At 60.7% G+C, this 23450-nt stretch carries 17 protein-coding genes; 11 read left to right on the forward strand and 6 right to left on the reverse strand.

Features of this window, described 5'->3' with window-relative positions; all coding sequences use genetic code 11:
• Positions 1–18: 18 nt before the first annotated feature.
• From V6S97_RS25705 to V6S97_RS25730, 6 genes are all read right to left on the reverse strand, one after another.
• A complete protein-coding gene (locus V6S97_RS25705; RefSeq protein ID WP_442886112.1) occupies positions 19–1722 on the reverse strand; it encodes a patatin-like phospholipase family protein in 1704 nt (567 codons plus the stop codon).
• A gap of 428 nt (positions 1723–2150) precedes the next feature.
• A complete protein-coding gene (lysS, locus tag V6S97_RS25710) occupies positions 2151–3650 on the reverse strand; it encodes a lysine--tRNA ligase (RefSeq protein ID WP_111834948.1) in 1500 nt (499 codons plus the stop codon).
• Between the two features lie 224 nt (positions 3651–3874).
• Positions 3875–5332: a glutamate--tRNA ligase gene (gltX, locus tag V6S97_RS25715; RefSeq protein WP_334428003.1), complete on the reverse strand. Its 1458-nt coding sequence runs from the start codon at positions 5330–5332 to the stop codon at positions 3875–3877.
• 245 nt (positions 5333–5577) lie between these two features.
• Complete coding sequence (locus V6S97_RS25720; protein WP_334428004.1) at positions 5578–7350, reverse strand: SLC13 family permease; 1773 nt, start codon at positions 7348–7350, stop codon at positions 5578–5580.
• A 287-nt stretch (positions 7351–7637) separates the two neighbouring features.
• A complete protein-coding gene (locus tag V6S97_RS25725; protein WP_020812092.1) occupies positions 7638–8399 on the reverse strand; it encodes a TerC family protein in 762 nt (253 codons plus the stop codon).
• A 182-nt stretch (positions 8400–8581) separates the two neighbouring features.
• Entirely contained in the window at positions 8582–9268 is a 687-nt protein-coding gene (locus V6S97_RS25730; protein ID WP_020812093.1) for a TetR/AcrR family transcriptional regulator, read from the reverse strand.
• 160 nt (positions 9269–9428) lie between these two features.
• Between V6S97_RS25730 and V6S97_RS25735 the strand changes: the two genes are divergently transcribed.
• The 11 genes from V6S97_RS25735 to V6S97_RS25785 all read left to right on the forward strand — a co-directional run bounded on the left by V6S97_RS25735 (position 9429) and on the right by V6S97_RS25785 (position 23340).
• A complete protein-coding gene (locus V6S97_RS25735; protein ID WP_334428007.1) occupies positions 9429–10643 on the forward strand; it encodes an HlyD family secretion protein in 1215 nt (404 codons plus the stop codon).
• Between the two features lie 34 nt (positions 10644–10677).
• Positions 10678–12261, forward strand: coding sequence for a DHA2 family efflux MFS transporter permease subunit (locus V6S97_RS25740; RefSeq protein WP_003505432.1), 1584 nt, complete (start codon positions 10678–10680; stop codon positions 12259–12261).
• A gap of 232 nt (positions 12262–12493) precedes the next feature.
• Positions 12494–13144, forward strand: a complete 651-nt coding sequence (locus V6S97_RS25745) for a pyridoxamine 5'-phosphate oxidase family protein (RefSeq protein ID WP_334428008.1) — start codon at positions 12494–12496, stop codon at positions 13142–13144.
• Positions 13145–13261: 117 nt separating this feature from the next.
• Positions 13262–14284 carry a LacI family DNA-binding transcriptional regulator gene (locus V6S97_RS25750; protein WP_111794686.1) on the forward strand — a complete coding sequence of 341 codons (1023 nt, stop codon included), beginning with the start codon at positions 13262–13264 and terminating at the stop codon, positions 14282–14284.
• Between the two features lie 105 nt (positions 14285–14389).
• Positions 14390–15844 carry a xylulokinase gene (gene xylB / locus V6S97_RS25755; protein ID WP_334428018.1) on the forward strand — a complete coding sequence of 485 codons (1455 nt, stop codon included), beginning with the start codon at positions 14390–14392 and terminating at the stop codon, positions 15842–15844.
• Positions 15845–16084: 240 nt separating this feature from the next.
• Positions 16085–17395 carry a xylose isomerase gene (gene xylA / locus V6S97_RS25760; protein ID WP_111792706.1) on the forward strand — a complete coding sequence of 437 codons (1311 nt, stop codon included), beginning with the start codon at positions 16085–16087 and terminating at the stop codon, positions 17393–17395.
• Positions 17396–18141: 746 nt separating this feature from the next.
• Complete coding sequence (locus tag V6S97_RS25765; RefSeq protein ID WP_020812099.1) at positions 18142–19521, forward strand: GH1 family beta-glucosidase; 1380 nt, start codon at positions 18142–18144, stop codon at positions 19519–19521.
• Between the two features lie 245 nt (positions 19522–19766).
• A complete protein-coding gene (locus tag V6S97_RS25770) occupies positions 19767–20396 on the forward strand; it encodes an NAD(P)H-dependent oxidoreductase (RefSeq protein WP_334428009.1) in 630 nt (209 codons plus the stop codon).
• A 432-nt stretch (positions 20397–20828) separates the two neighbouring features.
• Entirely contained in the window at positions 20829–21869 is a 1041-nt protein-coding gene (locus tag V6S97_RS25775; RefSeq protein ID WP_077998810.1) for a methionine ABC transporter ATP-binding protein, read from the forward strand.
• Complete coding sequence (locus tag V6S97_RS25780; protein WP_020009081.1) at positions 21859–22527, forward strand: methionine ABC transporter permease; 669 nt, start codon at positions 21859–21861, stop codon at positions 22525–22527. Before V6S97_RS25775 ends, V6S97_RS25780 begins: the two co-directional genes overlap by 11 nt.
• 33 nt (positions 22528–22560) lie before the next feature.
• On the forward strand, positions 22561–23340 hold the full coding sequence (locus tag V6S97_RS25785; protein WP_020009080.1) for a MetQ/NlpA family ABC transporter substrate-binding protein: 780 nt from the start codon (positions 22561–22563) through the stop codon (positions 23338–23340).
• Positions 23341–23450 lie beyond the last annotated feature (110 nt).

Consider the following 23450-nt stretch of genomic DNA (forward strand, 5'->3'; position numbering starts at 1 on the left):
GACCTTGCCCCGGTCGCGTCAGATATCGGGTCCGATCCGCAGACGGCCAGCCGGATTTGGAAATTTCTTGCGCTTGTTGACGATTGCCGGAGAGAAACTCTGCGACAGGGCGGCAAAGGCGGCAATTCGGGCGATCAGCTTTTCCCGCTCACCCTTTGTCACGGCTTCGTAGCTTTTGATCTCGTCAATGTAACCCGTCAGCCATTCTTCATATTTGCCTTCGCTCCACAGACGCTCAGTCGCAAACACCGCGTCTTCCAGCCGATCATAGGCAACAAGCGTCCGTCGCCAGCGATGCTCGTCGAAATCCAGCGCGCCATTTGCAAAAAGCGATCCGACCTCGAGGCCGTAGCTCATCAGTTTTGCCGAGCGTTCCGGCGGCATGGTGAGGTTTAGCCCGCCTTCCTCCTCATTGAGGAAAACGCGGGCGATGCGCTCCCTTTGGCCGGGCATGGTGGCAAGGGATTGGTCCTGCCAGTCTTTCGCCGAACTGAGGATGCTGCCCAGGAAGCCGCTCATTTTTTCCATCTTGTGAACGGGCACGCCTATCCCTTCGCCGGCCGCCTGCGGGATAGTGACGCGCTTCATGCTGCCGGCGATGGATTTCGGCAATTCATCAAGGCTGAGGGCGAAGGTCGGACGTGACGGAAGCAGGGCGTCGAAAAGATGAATGGGAAAGTTGCTGCTGATGCCGCCATCGGAGAACCAGATTTTCGCCTTCATGACAGGCCGTGCGTCGCCGCTGATACGTCGCACGATATCCAGTGTGCCGCGATCATTGGTATAGGCCGGAATGGCCTTGAACAGGACCGGGAAACTCAGGCTCATGCGTGTTGCGATGATGACGGGCAGCTGGGCGGGCTCCGGAAAAGCCTTGAGTTCAGGAAAGGGGCCGCCCGGTGTCGCGATCTGCTTCAGCCAGTCCATCACGCCAGCGGGAAACAACTGGCTCCATTCCTTCGGGTCGTAAGCCACCATGAGATTCGTGGTCGGAAGCGTGTGCGGCCGCCGCATCGACAGGTTCGTCGTGACCATCTTCAGGTTTATGACCGGCTTCTCCGGCTCCGCACCAAAGAGATCGCCGAAGGTCAGCGGCGGCGCCGTTGCGGCGTCGCTGCCGAAAGCGATGTCCTGGATCGAGGCATGCAGCCATTCCGTCAGGCCCGGAACCTCCCGATCGGAAACCGTCAGTCCTGAACAGAAGCCGAAGCCGTCCTTCGGCAACCGGTGAAAAACCAGCCACAGCATCTGGCCAAGGATGCCGGCCAGCATGCCCACCAGCCCGCCGAGAATGGACCCGGCGCAACCGCCACCCAGAGCCCACAAGATGCCGGCGCCGATGACAATGCCTGCTATGGCTGCCAGCGGAAAAGCCATGGGCAAGCCCAAAACCTTGCCCGGCCAGCCACCGGCCTGCGCCCACAGCAGATAACGCATCAGGGGGCGAAAACGGCGCTCCGGCTGGAAAAGCCTGTCCAGAATAGTGGGTATCGTGTCGCAATGGGCCTGCAGGCGGGTGAACCCGTCAGGATCTTTCCTGACTGTGCGGGAATATTCCGCCGCAGCCGCGAAAGCGGCGGCAATCGCCCCGGCCGATGTGCCGCCAATCGAGCGGAAACGGTATCGGCGCGCCAGTTCCAGAACCGCATAGGGATAAACGACACCGGAGGTGATGCCGCCCTTCATCACCACGTCGCATTCCTTTTCAGGTGTTGCGAACATATCGGGCTGGTATCTGGGAAGCTCATTCTCGGGCATGCGTATCTCCCCCGGCGGCCCTTGATCGAAAGCCGTCAAACACAATGCGAATGATGCGGAATGGGTATCACAAGTTGAGGCGATGTCGCCAGTATATTCTACTAAAAGTTATATGAATTTATTCGATCCGCTCACAGATGGCCGGATAGTTACTTGCCGTGTCTATGTATGGAGAGGAAAACCGACAGGCAAACGGAGCGAAATCTCGCCACACACTCCGGCGTCATCCTCGGGCCTGTCCCGAGGATCTGCAACGGATTGACTTTATTGGACGTGATTAGGTCCTCGGCACAGGCCCGAGGATGACGCTGAAAAAATACGTCCCCTTCGCCACCAGCGAGACAATCGGGGAGCGGCAGGCGGCCGCGAGGCCGCCCCCGGGTTTCGTCCGATCAGTCCGCCTTGTTGCGGCGGGCCGGGAAGAGGATGACGTCGCGGATCGAGGGCGCGTTGGTCAGAAGCATGATCAGACGGTCGACGCCGATGCCGAGGCCGCCGGCGGGCGGCATGCCCTGGTCGATGGCGTCGAGGAATTCGTCGTCGAGCTGCTTGTCCTTTTCGCCGCGGGCATGGGCCTGCTCCAGCTGCTCCACCATGCGGCGGCGCTGTTCTTCCGGATCGTTGAGTTCGGAGAAGGCGTTGCCCACTTCCCAGGCGTTGCAGTAGCTTTCGAAACGCTCGACGAGGCGCGGTTCGCCCGGTACTTCCTTGGCAAAGGGCGAAATGTCCTTCGGGAAATGCGTGACGTGGCTCGGCTGGATCAGCGTGCCTTCCACCTTCTCTTCGAAGATGAAGGCAAGGCATTCGCCCCAGGTCCAGTCCTTCTCGACGGCAAAACCGGCGGCCTTGGCAGCAGTGCGGGCTTCTTCATCGGTCTTGATGGCGAGGAAGTCGATACCGGTCGCTTCCTTTACCGCGTCAGGCATAGGCACGCGCTTGAACGGACCCTTGAAGGAAATCGTCTGGCCCTGGAATTCAACCTCGGTCGTGCCGTGCAGGGCAATCGCCAGCGTCTCGAACAGCCGCTCCACGAGACCCATGATGTCTTCGTAGTCGGCATAGGCCCAATAGCACTCCATCATGGTGAATTCAGGATTGTGCCTTGTGGAAACGCCTTCGTTGCGGAAGTTGCGGTTGATTTCGAAGACCTTGTCGGAGAGGCCCGATACCAGCGTGCGCTTCAGGAACAGTTCCGGCGCGATGCGCAGATACATGTCCATCTTCAGCGTGTTGTGGAAGGTCTTGAACGGATCGGCCGTCGCGCCGCCATAGACGGTCTGCAGCATCGGCGTTTCCACTTCGAGGAAGCCTTCGGCTTCCATGAAACGGCGGATGCCCGACAGGATCTTCGAGCGCTGCAGGAAGCGCAGCTTGGATTCTTCGTTGGCGAGAATATCGAGATGGCGTTTGCGGTACCGCAGCTCGATGTCCGAGACGCCATGCCACTTCTCCGGCATCGGCAGCAGCGACTTGGTCAGCATGGTGATTTCTTCGGCGTTGATCGTCAGCTCGCCGCGCTTGGTGCGACGCACCTTACCGGTCACGCCGATGATGTCGCCGATGTCGATCATCGGCAGAAGATTGCGCGCCGTTTCCGGCGTCGTATCCTTGTGGCTGAAGATCTGCACCTTGCCCGAGGCATCATGGATGTCCATGAACATGCCGGAATTGCGCGAGGAATAAACGCGGCCCGCCACCGTCACCGTGTCGCCGGTTTCGACGTCGGCTTCGATATCGGCATATTTTTCCGCCAGCTCCGCATTGGTCAGCGTGCGGTGGAAATGCGCCGGGTAAACGTCGCCGATCTGCTCGCGCAGCAGCGCAAGTTTCTGGCGGCGCACTTCTGTCGCGTCGGAGGAAAGGGCGGTGGTTTCGGTTGTCTTGTCGTTCATCGTATTCGCCTTTATGGGCACATTGTTCTGTTTGCTGCTGCGGTCGCCAAATGCGCCCACACTTTCCACATCCGTCATCCTCGGGCTTGACCCGAGGATCCATTCTCCAGGCGGTACGTCGTCCTGTCGGAGCTCATCGAAACCGGCGTGGATCCTCGGGTCAAACCCGAGGATGACGACCGTTGATGAGCGGGGCCGACAATCAAAAGCCTCGCCGCTTTGTCTTACGTTCCGCTGCCAACCATCGTGGCCACAACGGCAATCGCCGCCTTCAGCCGCTGGCGCACCACGGAGCGGCCGAGCAGCGCCATACTGTCAAACAGCGGCAGCGAACGCGAAGAACCGGACATGGCGACAAAAAGCGGCGGCGTCACGACGCGCAGCTTCTTGCCGGTGCGTTCGGCGACATCGCGCAGTTCGGCCTCGATCGCTTCTACATTCCAGTCCGGCATTTTTTCCAGATCAACGGCAACGGTGGTGAGGATTTCGTGGATTTCCTCCGGCTTGCTCTTCAGGCCCGCAAAGGAGGCCGGCGTCAGGCCGGCATCGCTTGCCAACAGGAAGCCTGCAAGGTTGGGCAATTCGCCGAGCTTGGAAATGCGGCTCTGCGCAAGCTTCAGGCCTTCGGTCAGGCGTGCATTCTCCATCGCCCATTCCAGCGTGCGGGAGATGAACTCTTCCGGCGAAAGCTTTTCGCGCAGCCAGCGGCCGTTCAGCCAGTCCAGCTTCTGGATATCGAAGATGGCGCCGGCCTTGGAAAGCGCTTCCGGGTCGAACTTCGCCGCCAGCTCTTCCATGGTCAGCAGCTCTTCGCCTTCGGCGATCTGGATGAAGAACAGGCCGAGGAAGTTCATCAGCGCTTCCGGCAGGTAACCGAGAGCGGAGTAATAGGAGATCGAGGTCGGGTTCTTGCGCTTTGAAAGCTTGGACTTGTCGGCGTTGCGCATCAGCGAAAGATGCATGAACACCGGCTGCTCCCAGCCGAAATAACGATAAAGCAGAATGTGCTTGGGCACGGAAGCCAACCACTCCTCGCCGCGCGCCACATGGGTGATCTTCATCAGATGGTCGTCGATGACGTTCGCCATATGATAGGTCGGCATGCCGTCGGCCTTGACCAGTACCTGCATGTCAACCGAGTCCCACGGAATCGAGACATCGCCGTAAACGCCGTCATGGAAATCGCACGAACCTTCGGTCGGGATCTTCATGCGCACGACGTTGGCTTCGCCGGCGGCGACGCGGGCGGTCACTTCCTCGGCCTTCAGGTGGAGGCAAAGGCCGTCATATTTCGGCGGCTTGCCGGCCGCGCGCTGCGCCTCGCGCATCTGCTCAAGCCGCTCGGGCGTGCAGAAACAGCGGAAGGCATGGCCCTTTTTGAGCAGCTCTTCGGCATGGGGCCAGTACATGGCTTTGCGCTCGGACTGGCGATAGGGACCATAGGAGCCGCCGACATCCGGCCCTTCCGACCAGGTGAGGCCGGTCCAGCGCAGCGCCTCGAGCACCTTCTGCTCATATTCCAGCGTTGAGCGGGTGGCGTCGGTATCCTCGATGCGCAGGATGAACTCGCCACCGTGTTTCTTGGCGAAGAGATAGTTGAACAGCGCGATATAGGCGGTGCCGACATGGGGCTCGCCGGTGGGGGAAGGTGCAATACGGACGCGAACGCCGGAAGTGGTCATGAAATTCACTCGTCGTGACGTGGCAGTGACATGGGGGCGAAGTCGCCCTTATATCACGGAGTTTTCGTTTGAATGCGGCAGGAAATCATGCGGAAAGGCGCGTGTCACGCGCGCTTTTGCACATTCCCGTTCGGCATCGGCTTAGGCCATATTATGCCGCAGGCGTCAAGGAAATAAGGATATTTACCGTCTTGCCTCAACGCATTGCTGCGATGCAAGGATGCCGCGCTTTTCCTCGAAAAGTTTCAGGAAACCGGCCAGACGTAAAGCAGCATCGGAATGCTGGCGATGACGATCATGATCGACAGCGGCAGGCCGAGGCGCGGGTAGTCGCTGAAGCGGTAACCGCCGGGGCCCATCACCAGCGTGTTGCACTGGTGGCCGATGGGGGTGAGAAAATCGCAGCCCGCGCCGATCGCCACCGCCATCAGGAAGGCTTCCGGCCTGAAGCCGAGTGTAGTGGCGAAACCGGCGGCGATGGGGGCCATGACCAGCACGGTTGCGGCATTGTTGAGAAAGGGCGTGACCGCCATGGCGGTGAGCAGGATCATGCCGAGCGCCGCAAAGGGCGGCAATCCCTGTGCGGCATGGCCGAGCCAGGCGGCGATCAGTTCGCTCGCCCCGCTGGTGCGCAGACTGTCGCTGACGGGAATGAGGGCGGCGAGCATGACGAGGATCGGCCCGTCGATGGATTTATAGACCTCTGTGAGCGGGATCGCGCCGACGAGGATCATCAGGAAGGCGGCGGCGAAGAATGCGACCGAGACCGGCACCAGTCCGCTGCCGGCGGCGATCATGGCGGCGGCGAGCACGATGACGGGTAGCAGCGCGCGGCGCTGCACTCCAAGCAGGATTTCCCGCTGCGCCAGTGGCAAGAGCGAAAATTCCTGCAGGACCTGCGGCAGGTTCTTGCGGCTGCCCTGCAAGAGAATGACGTCCCCCGTCTGCAAAGTCAGCTCGGAGAGCCGCTGGCTGACGCGCTGGCCGCGGCGGTTGACGGCGATCAGATTGACGCCGCGCGTATAGGAGAGCGAAAGCTCGCGCGCCGAAATGCCGCTCAGCACCGATTCATTGCTGATGACCGCTTCCATGGAAATGAGATCGACGGTCTTCTGGCCGTTCTCCATCAGCGGCTTGCCTGACAGCAGCAGCTTTGCTTGCGAGACGATGCGGTCAAGCCCTTCGGGGCTGCCTTCGAGAAGCACGGTGTCCCCGGCCTTGAGCTTCACATCGGGGAAGGGGGAGATGCGTCTCGGCCCGCGCAGGATGGTGCTGGCGATGACGTCGCCATCGGCCTGTTTGAGCAATTCGCGCAGCGGCTTGTCCGCATAGGTGCTGTCGGCGGGCAGCGTCGCTTCGGCGGTATAGGCCGACTGGTCGAGAATATCCTCCACCGATGCCTGCTGGCGGTTGCGCACCGGCAGAAGGCGATAACCGAAAGTCAGGAAGATGATGCCGATGACTGTCAGTCCCGCGCCGACGGGGGTGAAGTCGAACATCGAAAAGCTCTGCCCGGTCATCTCCTCGCGCAGCCGCGAGACGACGATGTTGGGCGAGGTGCCGATCTGCGTCATCAGCCCGCCCAGAAGTGCGGCAAAGGCCATGGGCATCAGATAATAGGAAACGGGGCTGCCGGATTTGCGGGCAAACTGGAAAGCGACCGGCATCATGATGGCGAGCGCGCCGATATTCTTGATGAAGGCCGACATGACGGCGACGACGATCATCAGGAAGGCAAGCTGCAGGCTCTTGGAGTGCATTTCGGGAAAATATTTCTTGATCGTCATATCGACGATGCCGGAGCGCGCCACGGCCGAACTGACGATCAGCGCGCTGCCGACGATGATGACGATATCATCCGAAAAACCGGAGAAAGCCTTCTCGAAAGGCACAACCCCCACCGCCACCGCCACCAGCAATGCGCTGCAGGCGACGACATCGTAACGCAGCCTGTCCCAGATGAACGCGACCATCATGCCGGCGATCACGGTGAAGGCGAGGATCTGGTCGGTTGTCATGCTGCCTGTTTGCTTTCGAAGGAGAAAAACGCGCCGTCGCCGGGCGTAAGGCGAGGATGCATTGAAACGCAAGCCGCGGCTTTGAGGTTCCGGACGGAAATAAAGAGTACGATTGGTGGAAGCCTGCTTCGCGCAGAAGGCTTTGGATGGCCGCCTATCGGCCTAAAGCTTTCCGTCATCCTCGGCCTTGAGCCGAGGATGACGTGGAGTATGAGGAGCGGTCCTTCCTCAATCCGAGACCCGTCTGCAAACGGGCCTCGGAAAATCAGGGAAACGTCACGGCAACATCAATGCACGTCGCCGGCGGCCTCCGCCTTCTTTCGACGCCGCGCATTGCGGGCCAGCATATTGAGCAGTTCCACCAGCGCCGAAAACGCCATGGCGGCATAAACGTAGCCCTTGGGAACGTGGAAGCCCATGCCTTCGGCAATCAGTGTCGTGCCGATCATCATCAGGAAGGCGAGCGCCAGCATGACGATGGTGGGGTTACGCTCGATGAAGTTGGCAAGCGGCGTTGCGGCCAAAAGCATGACGGTGACGGCGACGATGACAGCGACGATCATGATCGGCAGATGCGGCGTCATGCCAACGGCGGTGATGATGCTGTCCACCGAGAAGACGAGGTCGAGCAGCAGGATCTGGCCGATGGCGGCGCCGAAATTCATGCCCACAGGGCCGCCGACCATGTCTTCCTTGTGGTCTTCCGGGTCGACATTGTGGTGGATTTCCTTGGTGGCCTTCCACATCAGGAAAAGACCGCCGGCGATGAGGATCATGTCCTTCCATGAGAAGGCGTGGCCGAAGAGCTCGAAGACCGGGGTGGTCAGCTGCACGATCCACGCGACGGTGCCGAGCAGGCCAAGCCGCATGACGAGCGCAAGACCGATGCCGATCTTGCGAGCTTTTTCGCGCTGTTCAGGCGGAAGCTTGTTGGTGAGGATCGAGATGAAGATCAGGTTGTCGATACCAAGCACGACCTCCATGACGATCAGGGTGACGAGCGCCACCCAGGCGGCGGGGTCGGACAGAAGAGGGAGAACGGACTCCATCAGGGAATTTTTCCTTTCAGCAACAAGGCCACCCGAAACATTCGGTGGGTGGAATTTATAGCGCAATACGCGAGAAACAAGGAGACCGCCCCTGTGATGGGCAAGATTTCATCGAAATTTCGCGCAAACCGCGTATCGGGCACTGTCCCGTTGCCGGTCTGGTCGCCCGTTGCTGAATGATTTCAGGCCTTGTCAGTTCCGTAGGCAGCCATGAACACATTGACGGCGCTGCCGATTATCCGGTCCAGTTCCTCTTCGGGAACCGGGCCTTCGAGTTCCCCGAACAGGCGCAGCTTGAAGAAGGTGCCTGTGGAAAGCTCGATATATTGCCGGGCGGCCAACTCGGGGTCATCCACCTTCAGATGGCCGATCTTGACCTGATGCTCGATGAAATCCAGGAGCACCGTGCGCACATTGTTCGGCGCAGAGAGGAAAAAACGCTGCGCCAGCTTCGGCATGCGATCGATGACGCCGATCACCGAGCGCATGGCGGGGATCATGTCGGAACAGATCATCTTGTTGGCAAAAGCCTTGCCGAACTGTTCCAGCCCCTCGCGTACCTCTTCGGTGCCCTCAAGAATATGGCGCATGGAGGTGGCGAATTCGTTGCGGTGATGGTCGACGAGCGCAACGAACAAATCTTCCTTGTTGGAGAAGTAGACATAGATCGTGCCCTTGGAAACGCCCGCTTCCCGGGTGATGTCGTTCATGCTGGCGGCGTCGAAGCCCTTGCGCTTGAACACGCGCCAGGCGCCGGCCAGAATCTGGTCGCGTTTGGCCGGGTCTTCGCCCGCCGCAAAACGCCCGGCGGGGTTTCCCGGACAACCCGTTTCCGTTTCCGTCTCCATATCCCTGTCTTCACCTGCCATCACTGCCGCCTCTTAGCATCGTAATGACGTAAAAAAAATTAACCGAACGTCGAACCAATCGGTTCGATAACACTTGATATGTGTCAGGAAAGGGATTATGTCAATCGAACCGAACGGTTCAGTTCGAAAAACTTTCTTCAATTTATCACGGTACATTCTCATGTCGGCCCAGAAGAATAGCGCGGTTCGCGCCGTCAACGATGCGGAAGAGGCGGATATCTCTGCCAAGGCCGAGACCTCTCCCGCAAAGCCGGCCGAGGCCGCGCCGCAGCAGCCGGCCCAGACCGTTGCGGCGCCGAAGGCCAAGAAGCGTTCGCCGCTTCTGCCGGTCTTCGCCCTTGCCATTCTCGCCAGCGCCGGCTGGTATGGTTACAACTGGTGGGTCGACGGCCGCTTCATGGTGTCGACGGATGACGCCTATATCGAAGGTGATATCGCCGTCATAGCGCCGAAGGTTTCGGGTTACGTCGCCAAGGTGAACGTGGTCGAGAACCAGGAAGTCAAGGCGGGTGACCCGCTGGTGACGCTTGATGATGGCGATTATCGCATCGCTCTGGAACAGGCCGAAGCCCAGATCCGCACCGAGGAACTGTCGCTGAAGCGTATCGACGCGCAGATCATCGGCGGCGAAGCCGCGCAGGAACAGGCCGTTGCCCAGAAGGGTGCGCTGGATGCCGCCCTTCGCGGCGCGGAAATCACCCAGAAGCGCGCCAGCGAGCTGCAGGCGAAGGATGTCGGCACGGTTGCCGCTTCCGACAGCGCCCAGGTCGCGCTCGATCAGGCCAGGGCGAATGTCGTGGCGGGCGAGGCGGCGATTGCGTCGGCCAAGGCCAATGTCGAGCTTCTGCGCGCCCAGCGCGAGGAAGCCGAAAGCACCATCCGCTCGCTGCAGCTTTCCAAGGACAAGGCTGCCCGCGATCTGGCCTTCACGGTTCTGAAGGCGCCTTATGACGGCGTTATCGGCAATCTCGGTGTGCAGAACGGTGATCTGGTGTCGGTCGGCAAGCGTCTGGCTTCGCTGGTGCCGATGAACGAGCTTTATATCGACGCCAATTTCAAGGAAACGCAGCTTGCCCGCGTTGTGCCCGGTTCGAAGGTGCGCGTGCATGTCGACGCCTTTGACGATGCGACGATCGAAGGCACCGTGCAGTCGATCTCGCCCGGTTCGGGCTCGGTCTTCTCCATGCTACCGCCGGAAAATGCGACGGGCAACTTCACCAAGGTCATCCAGCGCGTGCCTGTTCGTATCGTCTTCTCCAAGGAAGACCTTGAAAAGCACAATCTCCGCGCCGGCCTCAGCGTCGTTGTCGATGTCGATACCCGCACTGCGCCGGAAACCACCAGAACGGCGCAAGTCAACCCGGAAGCCAAGTAAGGCGCGTCTTTGACGCACCGTTGAGGGCAAGATCATGGCGGCTACGGTTGTCGGTACGGGCGGGGCGTCCATCCCCGCCGATCCCCCGATGGACAGGCGCAGGCTCATCGCGTTCTTCGCGATGGTCTTCGGCATGTTCATGTCCATTCTCGACATTCAGATCGTTTCCGCCTCGCTGGCGGAAATCCAGGCCGGCCTCGGCGCCGGCTCGGATGAGATCGCCTGGGTGCAGACCTCCTATCTGATCGCCGAAGTGATCATGATCCCGCTTTCGGGCACGCTGGCGCGCATTCTCTCCACGCGCGTGCTCTTCGCCACCTGTGCTGCGGGCTTCACCATATCGAGCGCGCTCTGCGCCACCGCCACCAATATCGACCAGATGATCGTCTATCGCGCGATCCAGGGCTTTATCGGCGGCGGCATGATCCCGTCCGTCTTTGCTGCCGCCTTCACGATCTTCCCGCCATCGAAACGCTCGGTCGTCTCGCCGATCATCGGTCTGGTCGCGACGCTTGCACCCACAATCGGTCCGACGGTCGGCGGTTATCTTTCCAATGCCTTTTCCTGGCACTGGCTGTTCCTCGTCAACATCATTCCCGGCATCATCGTCACCATCCTGACCTGGAGCCTCATTGATTTCGACAAGCCGGAGCACTCGCTCTGGAAGAAGTTCGACTGGTGGGGGCTGATCTCCATGGCGGTCTTCCTCGGCTCGCTGGAATATGTGCTGGAAGAGGGCAACAACAAGGACTGGTTCAACGACGAGCATATCGTTTTGGGCTCCGTCGCCATGGTCATCGGCGCGGTGGTCTTCTTCTGGCGTGCCTTCAAGGTGGAATTCCCCGTGGTTGATATCCGCGCCTTTGCGGATCGCAACTTCTCCATCGGCTCGCTTTTCTCCTTCGTCATGGGCATCGGGCTTTACGGCCTGACCTATCTCTACCCGCTCTATCTTGGCCGGGTGAGGGGTTACGATGCGCTGATGATCGGCGAGACCATGTTCGTCTCAGGTCTTGCGATGTTCTTCACCGCGCCGATTGCCGGCAAGGTTTCGACCAAGCTCGATCCGCGGGCGATGATGGCGATCGGTTTCATCAGCTTCGGCTGCGGCACCTGGATCATGACGCATGTGACGACCGACTGGGACTTCTACGAGCTGCTGATCCCGCAGATCCTGCGCGGTTTCGGCCTGATGATGTGCATGGTGCCGATCAACAACATCGCGCTCGGCACCTTGCCGCCGGCCCGTATCCGCAACGCGTCCGGCCTGTTCAACCTCACCCGTAACCTCGGCGGCGCCGTCGGTCTTGCTGTCATCAACACCATGCTGTCGCAGCGCACCGACGACCATTATGTGCGGCTGGCCGAACATATCAGCTACTCCAACCCGCAGGCGCTGGAATGGCTGAACAATGTCGGCGCCAACTATGATTCCTACGGGCTGGACGGCGCTTCCGTCGCCGTCAAGAAAATGGTCGGCATGGTTTCGCAGCAGGCCTGGATCTTGGCCTTTGCCGATGTGTTCTTCGCACTGACGATTTTGTTCTCCAGCCTGATCTTCATGACCGTGCTGATCCAGAAACCCAAGGCAGCGCCGCCGCCGGACGCGGCGCACTGATAACAATCCCCTCCCATCCACCGCAGAGCTGGGGCCGTCGGAAATGACGGCCCCTTTTTTATATCCTACCGAAAATCCCGATTCCTCCTGTTGATCGCCGCGGGCAAGCGATGTATGTCAATTCTTGAGGTACGTACCTCAGATATGCTTGAGAGGGAGCCAAAACGGGGCCGGGAGGACGGCTGACCCGGATTTCGGCCGCCTGGGCGGGGGCAGTTCAGAGGGGGAGATCATGACGGCCTTGGAACTCAATCCAGACTTCGCAATCACGGATGAGCAGTCGCTTCGCGGGCTGTTCGAGCCGACACATGCCCTGGCGGTACAGAAGTGTCAGGACAGGCTCGGCGAACATGCGCAGGAATTCATAAGGCGTTCGCCGTTTCTCTGCATCGGCACCCAGAATCTCGAAGGAAAGGCCGATGTCAGCCCCCGCGGCGATCCGGCGGGCTTTGTAAAGGTTCTCGATGCCCGCACCCTGGCGATCCCTGACCGGCCGGGTAATAATCGCCTTGATACCCTCAGCAACATCATCGCCAATCCTGTTATCGGGCTGTTGTTCATCGTGCCCGGTTTCGACGACACCCTGCGGGTGAACGGGCGCGCGACACTGAGCAATGACCCTGAACTCCTGAAGCTCATGAGCATTGCGGAACGCACTCCAAAACTCGCCATCGTCGTAAAGGTGGACGAGGTTTTCATGCATTGCGCCAAGGCGTTCAGGCGCTCCCGCCTGTGGGATCCGGCACATTTCCAGGTCCGGTCGGAAATGCCCTCGCTTATCAAGATCATTCTTGATGAGACGACAGGTGCGCCGACGAACGGGGATGAGATGCAGAAGATGGACGAGCAGCTGGAGCAGGACTACCGGCGAACCCTTTATTAACCGCAGCCCATGCCGCTCTTGATATTCCGCAGCCATTTGATGAATTGTGAGGTACGTACATCATTTTTCGATTTACGGCGGCGGCAAAGCTGGATATGCAAGGGGGAGGGAGGAGCCATGAAGCCTACAGTTCACGATATCGCCGAGCGCGCGGGCGTCAGTCTCGCCACCATCGACCGGGTGCTGAACATGCGCCCCGGCGTGCATGCGGCAACGCGGGCACGGGTGGAAGCGGCCATTGCCGAGCTGGGTTACGTGCGCGATATCGCGGCCGCCAACCTAGCCAAGGGCCGCAATTACTCGATGATCTTCATCCTGCCCGGCAATGACAATTCCTTCATGGCGACCCTGCGCGCCGAGGTGCGGGCTGCCGCCAGCCGTTCCCATCTGGAGCGCACGGCCATCCGTGTCATCGAGGTGCCGCCGTTTAATGCCGCTGCGTTGACGGAAGCTCTGGAAGTTGCACGCCGGGAAAAACCCTCGGGCGTCGCTTTTGTCGCCACCGATTCCGAAGATGTGGCGGAAGCCGCCGACCGGCTGGCGGAAGACGGCATCGCCACGGTGACACTGGTCTCCGATCTCTCCGGTTCGCGGCGCGATCATTATGCCGGTGTGGACAACGTCGCGGCCGGGCGCACGGCGGCGAGCCTGATGGGGCGTTTCCTCTCCGGACGCGGCGGCGATGTCGCTGTTGTTGCCGGCTCCATGCTGGTGCGCGACCACCGTGAGCGTCTGGAAGGATTTCGCGCCGTGATCGAATCTGAATTTCCCCAGCTGCGGCTGTTGCCGGTGCTGGAGGGCAGGGACGATCCGCTGACCGTCGAGACGCTGGTGCGCGAGGCGCTCGGCAACGCCTCACTTTCAGGCATCTATAGCCTCGGTGCAGGTAATCGCGGCCTCATCCGGGCGCTTGGGGCCGCAGATGACGAAAGAGCGCTTTCAGTCATCGCCCATGAACTGACGGAAAACACCGCCAATGCGCTGCGGGAAGGGCTGCTTGATGCCGTGCTCAACCAGGATGCCGGCCACGAGGTGCGCAGCGCCATCCGCGTGTTGAAGGCGCGCGCCGATGGCCTGCCCGTCATCGCCGCGCAGGAACGGATCCGTATCGACATATTCCTCAGGGACAATCTGCCCTGACGAGAGCATTTCCAGGAAAAGTGGCCGCTGGTTTTCCGTCCGGAAATGCGGCGACTTTTAAAAAACGCTGAAAGCGGCGCATGGCGCGCCGGAATGGAGAAATACATGTATCTCGGTCTCGATCTTGGCACTTCAGGCGTCAAAGCCCTGCTGATGGACGGCGATCAGAAAATCATCGGCTCGGCCAACGGCTCGCTGGACGTCTCGCGCCCGCATCATGGCTGGTCCGAACAGGACCCGGCGGACTGGATTGCTGCCACGAAAACCGCCGTTGCCGGCCTGAAGCAGAAGTTTCCTGGGGAACTCGCCGTCGTTAAGGGCATCGGCCTTTCCGGCCAGATGCATGGTGCGACGCTAGTTGATGCCGATGGCAAGGTGCTGCGCCCCTGCATCCTGTGGAACGACACGCGCTCCCATGCCGAGGCCGCCGCACTGGATGCCGATCCGCGTTTCCGCAAGATCACCGGCAACATCGTTTTCCCCGGCTTCACCGCGCCTAAGCTTGCCTGGGTGGCGAAGAACGAACCCGATATCTTCGCGAAAGTGGCCAAGGTGCTGCTGCCGAAGGATTATCTGCGTCTGTGGCTGACCGGCGAATACATCTCTGAAATGTCCGACTCCGCCGGCACCTCCTGGCTCGATACCGGCGCGCGCAAATGGTCTTCCGAACTGCTCGCCGCCACCGGGCTGGATGAAAAGCACATGCCGTCGCTGGTGGAAGGCACGGATGAGGCGGGCGTGCTGCGCGCCGAGCTTGCTTCCGAATGGGGCATTTCCGGCCGTGCCGTCGTTGCCGGCGGCGCAGGTGATAATGCCGCTTCGGCCTGCGGCATGGGCACGGTGAAGGAAGGCCACGCCTTCGTATCGCTCGGCACATCGGGCGTGCTTTTCGCCGCCAATGCATCATACCTGCCGAAGCCGGAAAGCGCCGTGCACGCCTTCTGCCACGCGCTGCCCAACACCTGGCACCAGATGGGCGTTATCCTTTCCGCGACGGATGCGCTGAACTGGTATTCGCGCCTCACCGGGCAATCCGCCGCCGATCTGACCGGTGAGCTGGGCGAGACGCTGCTTGCGCCGACCGGCGTCACCTTCGCGCCCTACCTTTCCGGTGAGCGCACACCGCATAACGACGCCGCCATCCGCGGTTCCTTCATCGGCCTTTCGCATGAAAGCGACCGCAAGGCGCTGACGCAGGCTGTGCTGGAAGGCGTCACCTTCGCGATCAGGGACAATCTCGAAGCGCTGAAATCTGCCGGCACCTCGATTTCCCGCGTCACCGCCATCGGCGGCGGCTCGCGCTCGGCCTATTGGCTGGCCTCCATCGCCACCTCGCTCGGCGTGCCCGTCGATATTCCGGCAGAGGGCGATTTCGGCGCCGCCTTCGGTGCGGCTCGCCTCGGCCTCATCGCCGCGACGGGGGCCGATCCGGTGGCGGTCTGCTCGCAGCCGGAGACGGCGAGGACGATCGAGCCGGTGGCTGATCTGGCCGGTGCCTATGAGGAGGCTTACCGGCGGTATCACGCGCTTTATCCGGCTATTCGGCCGCTTTCGCATTGAGGCGTTGAGTGCGGGGTTTACCTCCCTCTGCCCTGCCGGGCATCTCCCCCTCAAGGGGGGAGATCGGCAAGCGGTGGACACCTCGCTTCATCTTCAGCCTCGCGAGAGGTGAAGAGCTAACCACGAGTCAATCTCCCCCCTCGAGGGGGAGATGTCCGGCAGGACAGAGGGGGGTGAGCGGCAAACGCCGCCCCTGAAATTTTCGAACACCACCCAAACCCACCATGGAGGAACAACCCAATGACCACAGGCTTCTTCGGCGATATCGCCAAGATCAAATATGAAGGCCCCGACAGCACCAACCCGCTGGCCTTCCGCCATTACAACCCAGACGAAATCGTCGCCGGCAAGCGCATGGAAGATCACCTGCGTTTTGCGGTCGCCTATTGGCACACCTTCACCTGGCCGGGCGGTGACCCCTTCGGCGGCCAGACATTTGAGCGCCCGTGGTTTGAAGATACGATGCAGGCCGCCAAGCTGAAGGCAGATGTGGCTTTCGAATTCTTCTCGCTGCTCGGTTCGCCGTTTTATTGCTTCCACGACGCCGACGTGCGCCCGGAAGGCAAGAACTTCGCTGAGAACACCAAGAACCTCAACGAGATCGTCGACTATTTCGCGCAGAAGCAGGCCGATACCGGCGTGAAGCTTCTGTGGGGCACGGCGAACCTCTTCTCCAACCGTCGTTTCATGTCCGGCGCCGCCACCAATCCCGACCCGGATGTCTTCGCTTTCTCTGCCGCAACCGTGAAGACCTGCATGGACGCCACCAAGAAGCTTGGCGGCGCGAACTACGTTCTGTGGGGCGGCCGCGAAGGTTACGAGACCCTGCTCAACACCGATCTTTCCCGCGAGCTGGACCAGCTCGGCCGCTTCCTCAATCTGGTGGTGGAGTACAAATACAAGATCGGCTTTGAAGGCACGATCCTGATCGAGCCGAAGCCGCAGGAGCCGACCAAGCACCAGTACGACTACGACGTCGCCACCGTTTATGCCTTCCTGCAGAAGAACGGTCTGGAAAAGGAAGTGAAGGTCAATATCGAGCAGGGCCACGCCATCCTCGCCGGCCACTCCTTCGAGCACGAACTGGCCATGGCCAACGCCTTCGGCATTTTCGGTTCCATCGACATGAACCGCAACGATTACCAGTCCGGCTGGGATACAGACCAGTTCCCGAACAACGTGCCGGAAATGGCTCTTGCCTATTACCATGTTCTGGCCGGCGGCGGCTTCAAGAATGGCGGCACCAACTTCGATTCCAAGCTGCGCCGTCAGTCGCTCGATCCGCAGGACCTGCTGATCGGCCATATCGGCGGCATGGATTGCTGCGCCCGCGGCCTGAAGGCGGCGGCGAAGATGATCGAGGACGGCGCGCTTTCGAAGCCGCTTTCCGAGCGTTACGCCAAGTGGGATTCGGCTGAAGCCCAGAAGATGCTGCGTGGCGAGCTGAAGCTTGACGAGATTGCGGCACTGGTGGAGCGCGAGGATATCAATCCGCAGCCGAAGTCCGGACGTCAGGAATATCTCGAAAACGTGGTCAATCGTTACGTTTGATGCGGGCAATAGGGGGCAACGGCAGCGTTGCCCCCTCATCGCCTCGCTGCGCTCCGGCACTTCTCCCCGGCGGGGAGAAGAACAAGCGGGCTACTTCTTGCCCAAAGTAATGTTTGCGGAAAACAATACAGCGGGCTCGGCACATTTCTTCTCCCCGCCGGGGAGAAGGTGGCCCGAAGGGTCGGATGAGGGGGCCTGCTCTCCATTGTGCTCCAAACGATGCGCATAATTTGCATCCACCCCTCCTTCGTTTTCAGCCACTTCCGGAAAAATCCTTCCCCTCCCATCCCCATCACCCCCTTTGGCCGCATCATTCCTCCCGCAACCGGAACGGAAGGGCGATACGCGCGGCGCCTTTTGCGAACCGGCTGCCGGCATCGACAAGCATGGTTCTGGCAGACCGTGTTTCGGAGAGGCGTCCCGGACGGCCAGAGGCGGGGAGAGCCGATCGGATAGATGCCGTGAAAAGGCTGTGAGCGAGAGGCCGTGATTATGGTCTCTATGATGCGGCCCGGTGAATGCAAATACTTCCACCACTTCCCATTCCATCCGCATTCGCCGGGCCTGCCTCTTGCGCCGCCGGCTAACCGCTGCGGCGGTATTAGCGCATGCAAAGCGCTTTGGACTTGTTAACTGCGCAGCCTGAAACGTTGTAGATTCTTTGCGGTCCGACTGTACCTCGCAGGCGGCATGGTCTAAACCGCTGCTGATCTTTTCACACCCGATGGACGACAAGGGCCTCTCCGATGACCGATCCCAAAACGCTAGCAGCCCGTTTCCCCGGCGACTTCCTCTTCGGCGTCGCGACTGCCTCGTTCCAGATCGAAGGCTCCACCAGGGCGGATGGCCGCAAGCCCTCCATCTGGGACGCCTTCTGCAACATGCCGGGCCATGTCTTCGAGCGTCACAATGGCGATGTCGCCTGCGATCATTACAATCGCTGGGAACAGGATCTCGATCTCATCAAGGACATGGGTGTCGAGGCCTATCGTTTCTCCATCGCCTGGCCGCGCATCATTCCCGATGGTTTCGGGCCGATCAACGAGAAGGGTCTGGATTTTTATGATCGCCTCGTTGACGGCTGCAAGGCGCGCGGCATCAAGACCTATGCGACGCTTTACCATTGGGACCTGCCGCTGACCCTGATGGGCGACGGCGGCTGGGCCTCGCGCTCCACGGCGCACGCCTTCCAGCGTTACGCCAAGACCGTCATGGCCCGCCTCGGCGATCGACTGGATGCGGTGGCGACCTTCAACGAACCCTGGTGCGCGGTGTGGCTCAGCCATCTCTACGGCATTCACGCGCCGGGCGAGCGCAACATGGAGGCGGCCCTTGCCGCCATGCACCACATCAACCTCGCCCACGGTTTCGGCGTGGAGGCATCCCGCCATGTCGCGCCGAAGGTGCCGGTGGGGCTGGTGCTCAACGCCCATTCCGTCATCCCGGCTTCCGATAGCGACGCCGATCTCAAGGCGGCGGAACGGGCCTTCCAGTTCCACAACGGCGCGTTTTTCGATCCTGTTTTCAAGGGCGAATATCCGGCCGAGATGATGGAAGCGCTGGGCGACCGCATGCCTGTGGTGGAGGCGGAAGACCTTGCCATCATCAGCCAGAAGCTCGACTGGTGGGGCCTGAATTATTACACGCCGATGCGCGTTGCCGACGATGCGACGCCGGGCGCGGAGTTCCCCGCGACCACACCGGCCCCCGCCGTCAGTGATGTGAAGACCGATATCGGCTGGGAGGTTTACGCGCCGGCGCTCGAGTCGTTGGTGGAGACGCTCTACAAGCGTTACGACCTGCCGGAATGCTACATCACCGAAAACGGCGCCTGCTACAACATGGGCGTTGAAAACGGTGAGGTGAATGACCAGCCGCGTCTCGACTATTATGCCGAACACCTCGGCGTCGTCGCCGATCTCATCCGCGACGGTTACCCGATGCGCGGTTATTTCGCCTGGAGCCTGATGGATAATTTCGAATGGGCCGAGGGCTATCGCATGCGTTTCGGCCTCGTGCATGTGGATTACGACACGCAGGTACGCACGCTGAAGAACAGCGGCAAGTGGTACAGCGCGCTGGCCTCGGGTTTTCCGAAGGGGAACCATGGCGTGACGAAGGGGTGAGACCTCTCAACCGTTATCCTCGGGCTTGTCCCGAGGCCCGAGGATGACGTCGAGAAGATGCTACGAGGGCAGGCCAGAAAGTTCTCTCCCCTTATTATCAGTTTTCCAAACTTTTTTACCGGTTACCGCGCGGTGCCTGCTTGCACGCGCCGTCCCGTCTCCTATGTCAGGCGGGCTACGACGGCGTAGCGTCCGTTCTGCCGGTCAAGGGGCAGGGCGGGATGGTCCTCCCAGGGAAAACGAACATGCTTATCGAAAAACTCAACTGGCGTTATGCCACAAAGAAAATGGATCCTTCCAAGGCCGTGTCTGAAGACAAGGTTGAACGGATCGTGGAAGCGGCGCGGCTTGCGCCGACCTCCAGCGGCCTGCAGCCCTTCGAAGTGATCGTCGTCACCGATCCAGAAGTGCGTGCGAAGATCCGCGAGATCGCCTGGAACCAGGCGCAGGTCACCGACGGCTCGCATCTGCTGGTCTTTGCAGCATGGGACAATTACACCGAAGAGCGGATCAACCACATGTTCGATCTGGTCAATGAAGAACGCGGCATCAAGAATGAAGGCTGGGAAGCCTACCGTCAGATGCTGCTCTCCACCTATCCGCAGCGCGGCGAGCAGGTGAACTTCGAACACGCCGCCCGTCAGGCCTATATCGGCTTCGGCATGGCCGTGGCGCAGGCCGCTTTCGAGGGTGTGGATTCCACCCCGATGGAAGGCTTCGATCCCGTGAAGCTCGATGAAATCCTCGGCCTGCGTGAAAAGGGTCTGCGCTCCGTCACCATCCTGCCGCTCGGCTACCGTGAACCGGAAGGCGACTGGCTGGTGAACCTGAAGAAGGTGCGCCGCCCGGCCGAAGAATTCGTCAGCCGCGTCTGATTTTACGCCGCTCGCGAAAGCTAAAGCATTTCCAGGAAAAGTGGAATCCGGTTTTCCGTCCGGAAATGCGGCACACAAAACGCTCCAGACAGCCGCAGGGCCGCCTTGGCGGCTTTGCGGTAGATTTTTCCTCTCTTTTCAGATAATTGAAAAAACATCCCTGTTAAAAGGTGGCGTGTGCAGGCAAGTATGCGCCATCGAATTGCCGATCCCCGGCATTTCTGAGTGAAAGCCTGACGAAATGACCCGGAAAATCAGCTGTCATCGAATGTGCCCGAAGGCTGCATGAAGAGAGCGGTTCAGCACCGCAACAGGATTTTTTGAGACCCGATCCGTCACGCATTCCCAGAGTTCACAATGAGTTTTCCATCCAGTGCGGCTTCGCCCGCGCGTTCAGAACAGGCGGTCCCGGAAGGGGCGGCAAAGGAGCCGATGGTCACGTTTGAAGGCGTGACCAAGACCTTTGGCGGCACGGGCGGCAAGCCCGGCTTCGCCGCCCTTGCCGGTATCGATTACATCGTGCCGAAAGGCTCCATCACGGGCATCATCGGCCGCTCGGGTGCGGGCAAGTCCACGCTGATCCGCCTAGCCAACGGCCTCGAAAAGCCCTCGACCGGCCGTGTGGTCGTTGATGGCGTCGATGTTGCGGCGCTCGATGAAAAGAGCCTGCGCACGCTGCGCCGTTCCGTCGGCATGATCTTCCAGCACTTCAACCTTTTGTCGTCGCGCACCGCTTTCGACAATGTGGCGCTGCCGCTCGAAATCGCCGGCATGGGCAAAAGGGAGATCGAAACACGCGTTGCGCCGCTGCTCGATCTCGTCGGGCTTTCCGACAAGGCCAATCGTTATCCGGCGGAACTCTCCGGCGGCCAGAAGCAGCGTGTCGGCATTGCCCGTGCGCTCGCCACCCAGCCGAAGCTGCTTCTCTCCGACGAGGCGACATCGGCGCTCGATCCGGAGACGACCCAGTCCATTCTTGAGCTTCTGAAGCGCATCAATGCTGAACTCGGCCTCACCGTGCTGCTCATCACCCACGAGATGGAGGTGGTGAAGACCATCGCCTCGCAGGTGGCCGTCATCGACAGGGGCCTGATCGTCGAGGAAGGCACGACCTTCGATATTTTCACCGCGCCGAAACACGAGACGACCCGCAGCCTGCTGTCGTCCTCGGTCGGCGTGAAGCTGCCGCACTGGGTTACCTCAGGGCTGAAGCCTGAAGCCACGGAAGGCGATCGTGTTCTGGTTCGTCTGGTGTTCTTCGGCGAAACGGCTTTCCAGCCGCTCACGGCCCGACTGGTTGCCGAAATCGGCCCCGACGTGAACATCCTTGCAGGCACCATCGAGGAAATTTCCGGCCAGCCCTTCGGCTCGCTCGTCGTCTCCTACCCGGCCTCGACTGAGGTCACTGCCCGCGCCAGCCGCTTTTATGCTGAGACCGGTCTTCACACGGAGGTGCTCGGTTATGTCGCCTGATATGCTGTTCAACCTTCTCTCCAAGGGCCTGTGGCAGACGCTGCACATGGTCGCGGTCGCCGGCATCGTCGGCTCGCTGATCGGCGTGCCCATGGGCGTTTTCCTTGCCACCAGCGGCAAGGGCGAACTGTTTCCCGCGCCGATGACCAACCGCATCCTCGGCCTCATCGTGAATGCGGCGCGCTCCACACCCTTCATCATTCTTGTCGTGGCGATCATTCCCTTCACCCGCCTCGTTGCCGGCACGTCGATCGGCACCAGCGCCGCCATCGTGCCGCTGACCGTCGCAACTGTGCCCTTCATCGCAAGGCTGGTGGAAGCGGCGATCCGCGAGGTGGACAAGGGTCTCATCGAGGCCGCCCGCGCCATGGGCGCCACCCCGCTGCAGATCGTCACCAAGGTACTACTGGCGGAGGCCAAGCCCGGTATCACGCTGGCGCTCACGCTCACGCTGGTCAGCCTCATCGGCTATTCGGCCATGGTCGGCGCAGTCGGCGGCGGCGGGCTGGGCGACCTCGGCATCCGCTATGGTTACCAGCGCTTCATGCCCGACGTGATGCTGGCGGTGGTTCTGGTGCTGATCGTGCTGGTGCAGCTGGTGCAGAGCGCCGGCGACAGGCTGGCGCGCAGCTTCGACAAGCGGACCCGCAAGAATTAACTGCGTTCATAATAACAACCCAAGGAGACACCCATGAAGAAACTCATCCTCGCGGCTTCGCTCGCCGCTCTCTTCACCGCCGGTCAGGCGCTGGCCGAGACCATCAAGATCGGCGTAACCCCCGCCGAGCATGCGCAGATCATGGAGCAGGTGAAGAAGATCGCGGCCGCCAAGGGCCTCGATATCGATATCATCGAATTCTCCGACTATGTCGTGCCGAACCAGGCGCTGGCCGATGGCGAGCTGCAGGCCAACTCCTTCCAGCACCAGCCTTACCTCGACAACCAGATCGCTGACCGCAAGTTCGATCTCGTCAGCGTCGGCACCACCATCACCACGCCGATGGGGGTCTATTCGAAGAAGGTGAAGAGCCTTGACGAGCTGAAGGACGGCGCAACCGTCGGCATTCCCAACGACCCGACCAATGGCGGCCGCGCGCTGCTGGTGCTTGCTTCCAAGGGTGTCCTCAAGGTCAAGGAAGAAGCCGGCCTGAAGGTAACGCCTGCTGATATCACCGAAAACCCGAAGAACATCCAGATCGTCGAACTTGACGCCGCCCAGCTGCCGCGCTCGCTTGATGACACCGACGCTTCGGTCATCAACACCAACTATGCGACGGCAGCCGGCCTGAACCCGAAGAAGGACGCCATCGCCGTCGAAAGCGAAAAGTCCCCTTACGCGAATGTCATCGCCGTTCGTGCGCAGGACAAGGACAAGCCTTGGGTGAAGACGCTGGTGGAATCCTACCAGAGCCCGGAAGTGAAGGCCTTCATTCTGGAAAAGTACAACGGCACGGTCATCCCGTCCTGGTAAGCCGCTCCGGCACTGTAAAAAAATGACGACCTCTCCCGTTCGCGGGGGAGGTTTTTTGTTTCCGGGCGGGCGCAAATCCGCGTTCCATGAAAAACCCGGAGCATTTCAGG

The sequence above is a fragment of the Agrobacterium sp. CCNWLW155 genome (assembly GCF_036888815.1).
GTDB lineage: Bacteria > Pseudomonadota > Alphaproteobacteria > Rhizobiales > Rhizobiaceae > Agrobacterium > Agrobacterium radiobacter.

Bases quoted from the DNA above. Each gene is read 5' to 3' on its own strand.
- V6S97_RS25705 (WP_442886112.1), bottom strand. From the start codon at position 1,722: ATGTTCGCAACACCTGAAAAGGAATGCGACGTGGTGATGAAGGGCGGC.
- lysS (WP_111834948.1), bottom strand. From the start codon at position 3,650: ATGAACGACAAGACAACCGAAACCACCGCCCTTTCCTCCGACGCGACA.
- gltX (WP_334428003.1), bottom strand. From the start codon at position 5,332: ATGACCACTTCCGGCGTTCGCGTCCGTATTGCACCTTCCCCCACCGGC.
- V6S97_RS25720 (WP_334428004.1), bottom strand. From the start codon at position 7,350: ATGACAACCGACCAGATCCTCGCCTTCACCGTGATCGCCGGCATGATG.
- V6S97_RS25725 (WP_020812092.1), bottom strand. From the start codon at position 8,399: ATGGAGTCCGTTCTCCCTCTTCTGTCCGACCCCGCCGCCTGGGTGGCG.
- V6S97_RS25730 (WP_020812093.1), bottom strand. From the start codon at position 9,268: ATGGCAGGTGAAGACAGGGATATGGAGACGGAAACGGAAACGGGTTGT.
- V6S97_RS25735 (WP_334428007.1), top strand. From the start codon at position 9,429: ATGTCGGCCCAGAAGAATAGCGCGGTTCGCGCCGTCAACGATGCGGAA.
- V6S97_RS25740 (WP_003505432.1), top strand. From the start codon at position 10,678: ATGGCGGCTACGGTTGTCGGTACGGGCGGGGCGTCCATCCCCGCCGAT.
- V6S97_RS25745 (WP_334428008.1), top strand. From the start codon at position 12,494: ATGACGGCCTTGGAACTCAATCCAGACTTCGCAATCACGGATGAGCAG.
- V6S97_RS25750 (WP_111794686.1), top strand. From the start codon at position 13,262: ATGAAGCCTACAGTTCACGATATCGCCGAGCGCGCGGGCGTCAGTCTC.
- xylB (WP_334428018.1), top strand. From the start codon at position 14,390: ATGTATCTCGGTCTCGATCTTGGCACTTCAGGCGTCAAAGCCCTGCTG.
- xylA (WP_111792706.1), top strand. From the start codon at position 16,085: ATGACCACAGGCTTCTTCGGCGATATCGCCAAGATCAAATATGAAGGC.
- V6S97_RS25765 (WP_020812099.1), top strand. From the start codon at position 18,142: ATGACCGATCCCAAAACGCTAGCAGCCCGTTTCCCCGGCGACTTCCTC.
- V6S97_RS25770 (WP_334428009.1), top strand. From the start codon at position 19,767: ATGCTTATCGAAAAACTCAACTGGCGTTATGCCACAAAGAAAATGGAT.
- V6S97_RS25775 (WP_077998810.1), top strand. From the start codon at position 20,829: ATGGTCACGTTTGAAGGCGTGACCAAGACCTTTGGCGGCACGGGCGGC.
- V6S97_RS25780 (WP_020009081.1), top strand. From the start codon at position 21,859: ATGTCGCCTGATATGCTGTTCAACCTTCTCTCCAAGGGCCTGTGGCAG.
- V6S97_RS25785 (WP_020009080.1), top strand. From the start codon at position 22,561: ATGAAGAAACTCATCCTCGCGGCTTCGCTCGCCGCTCTCTTCACCGCC.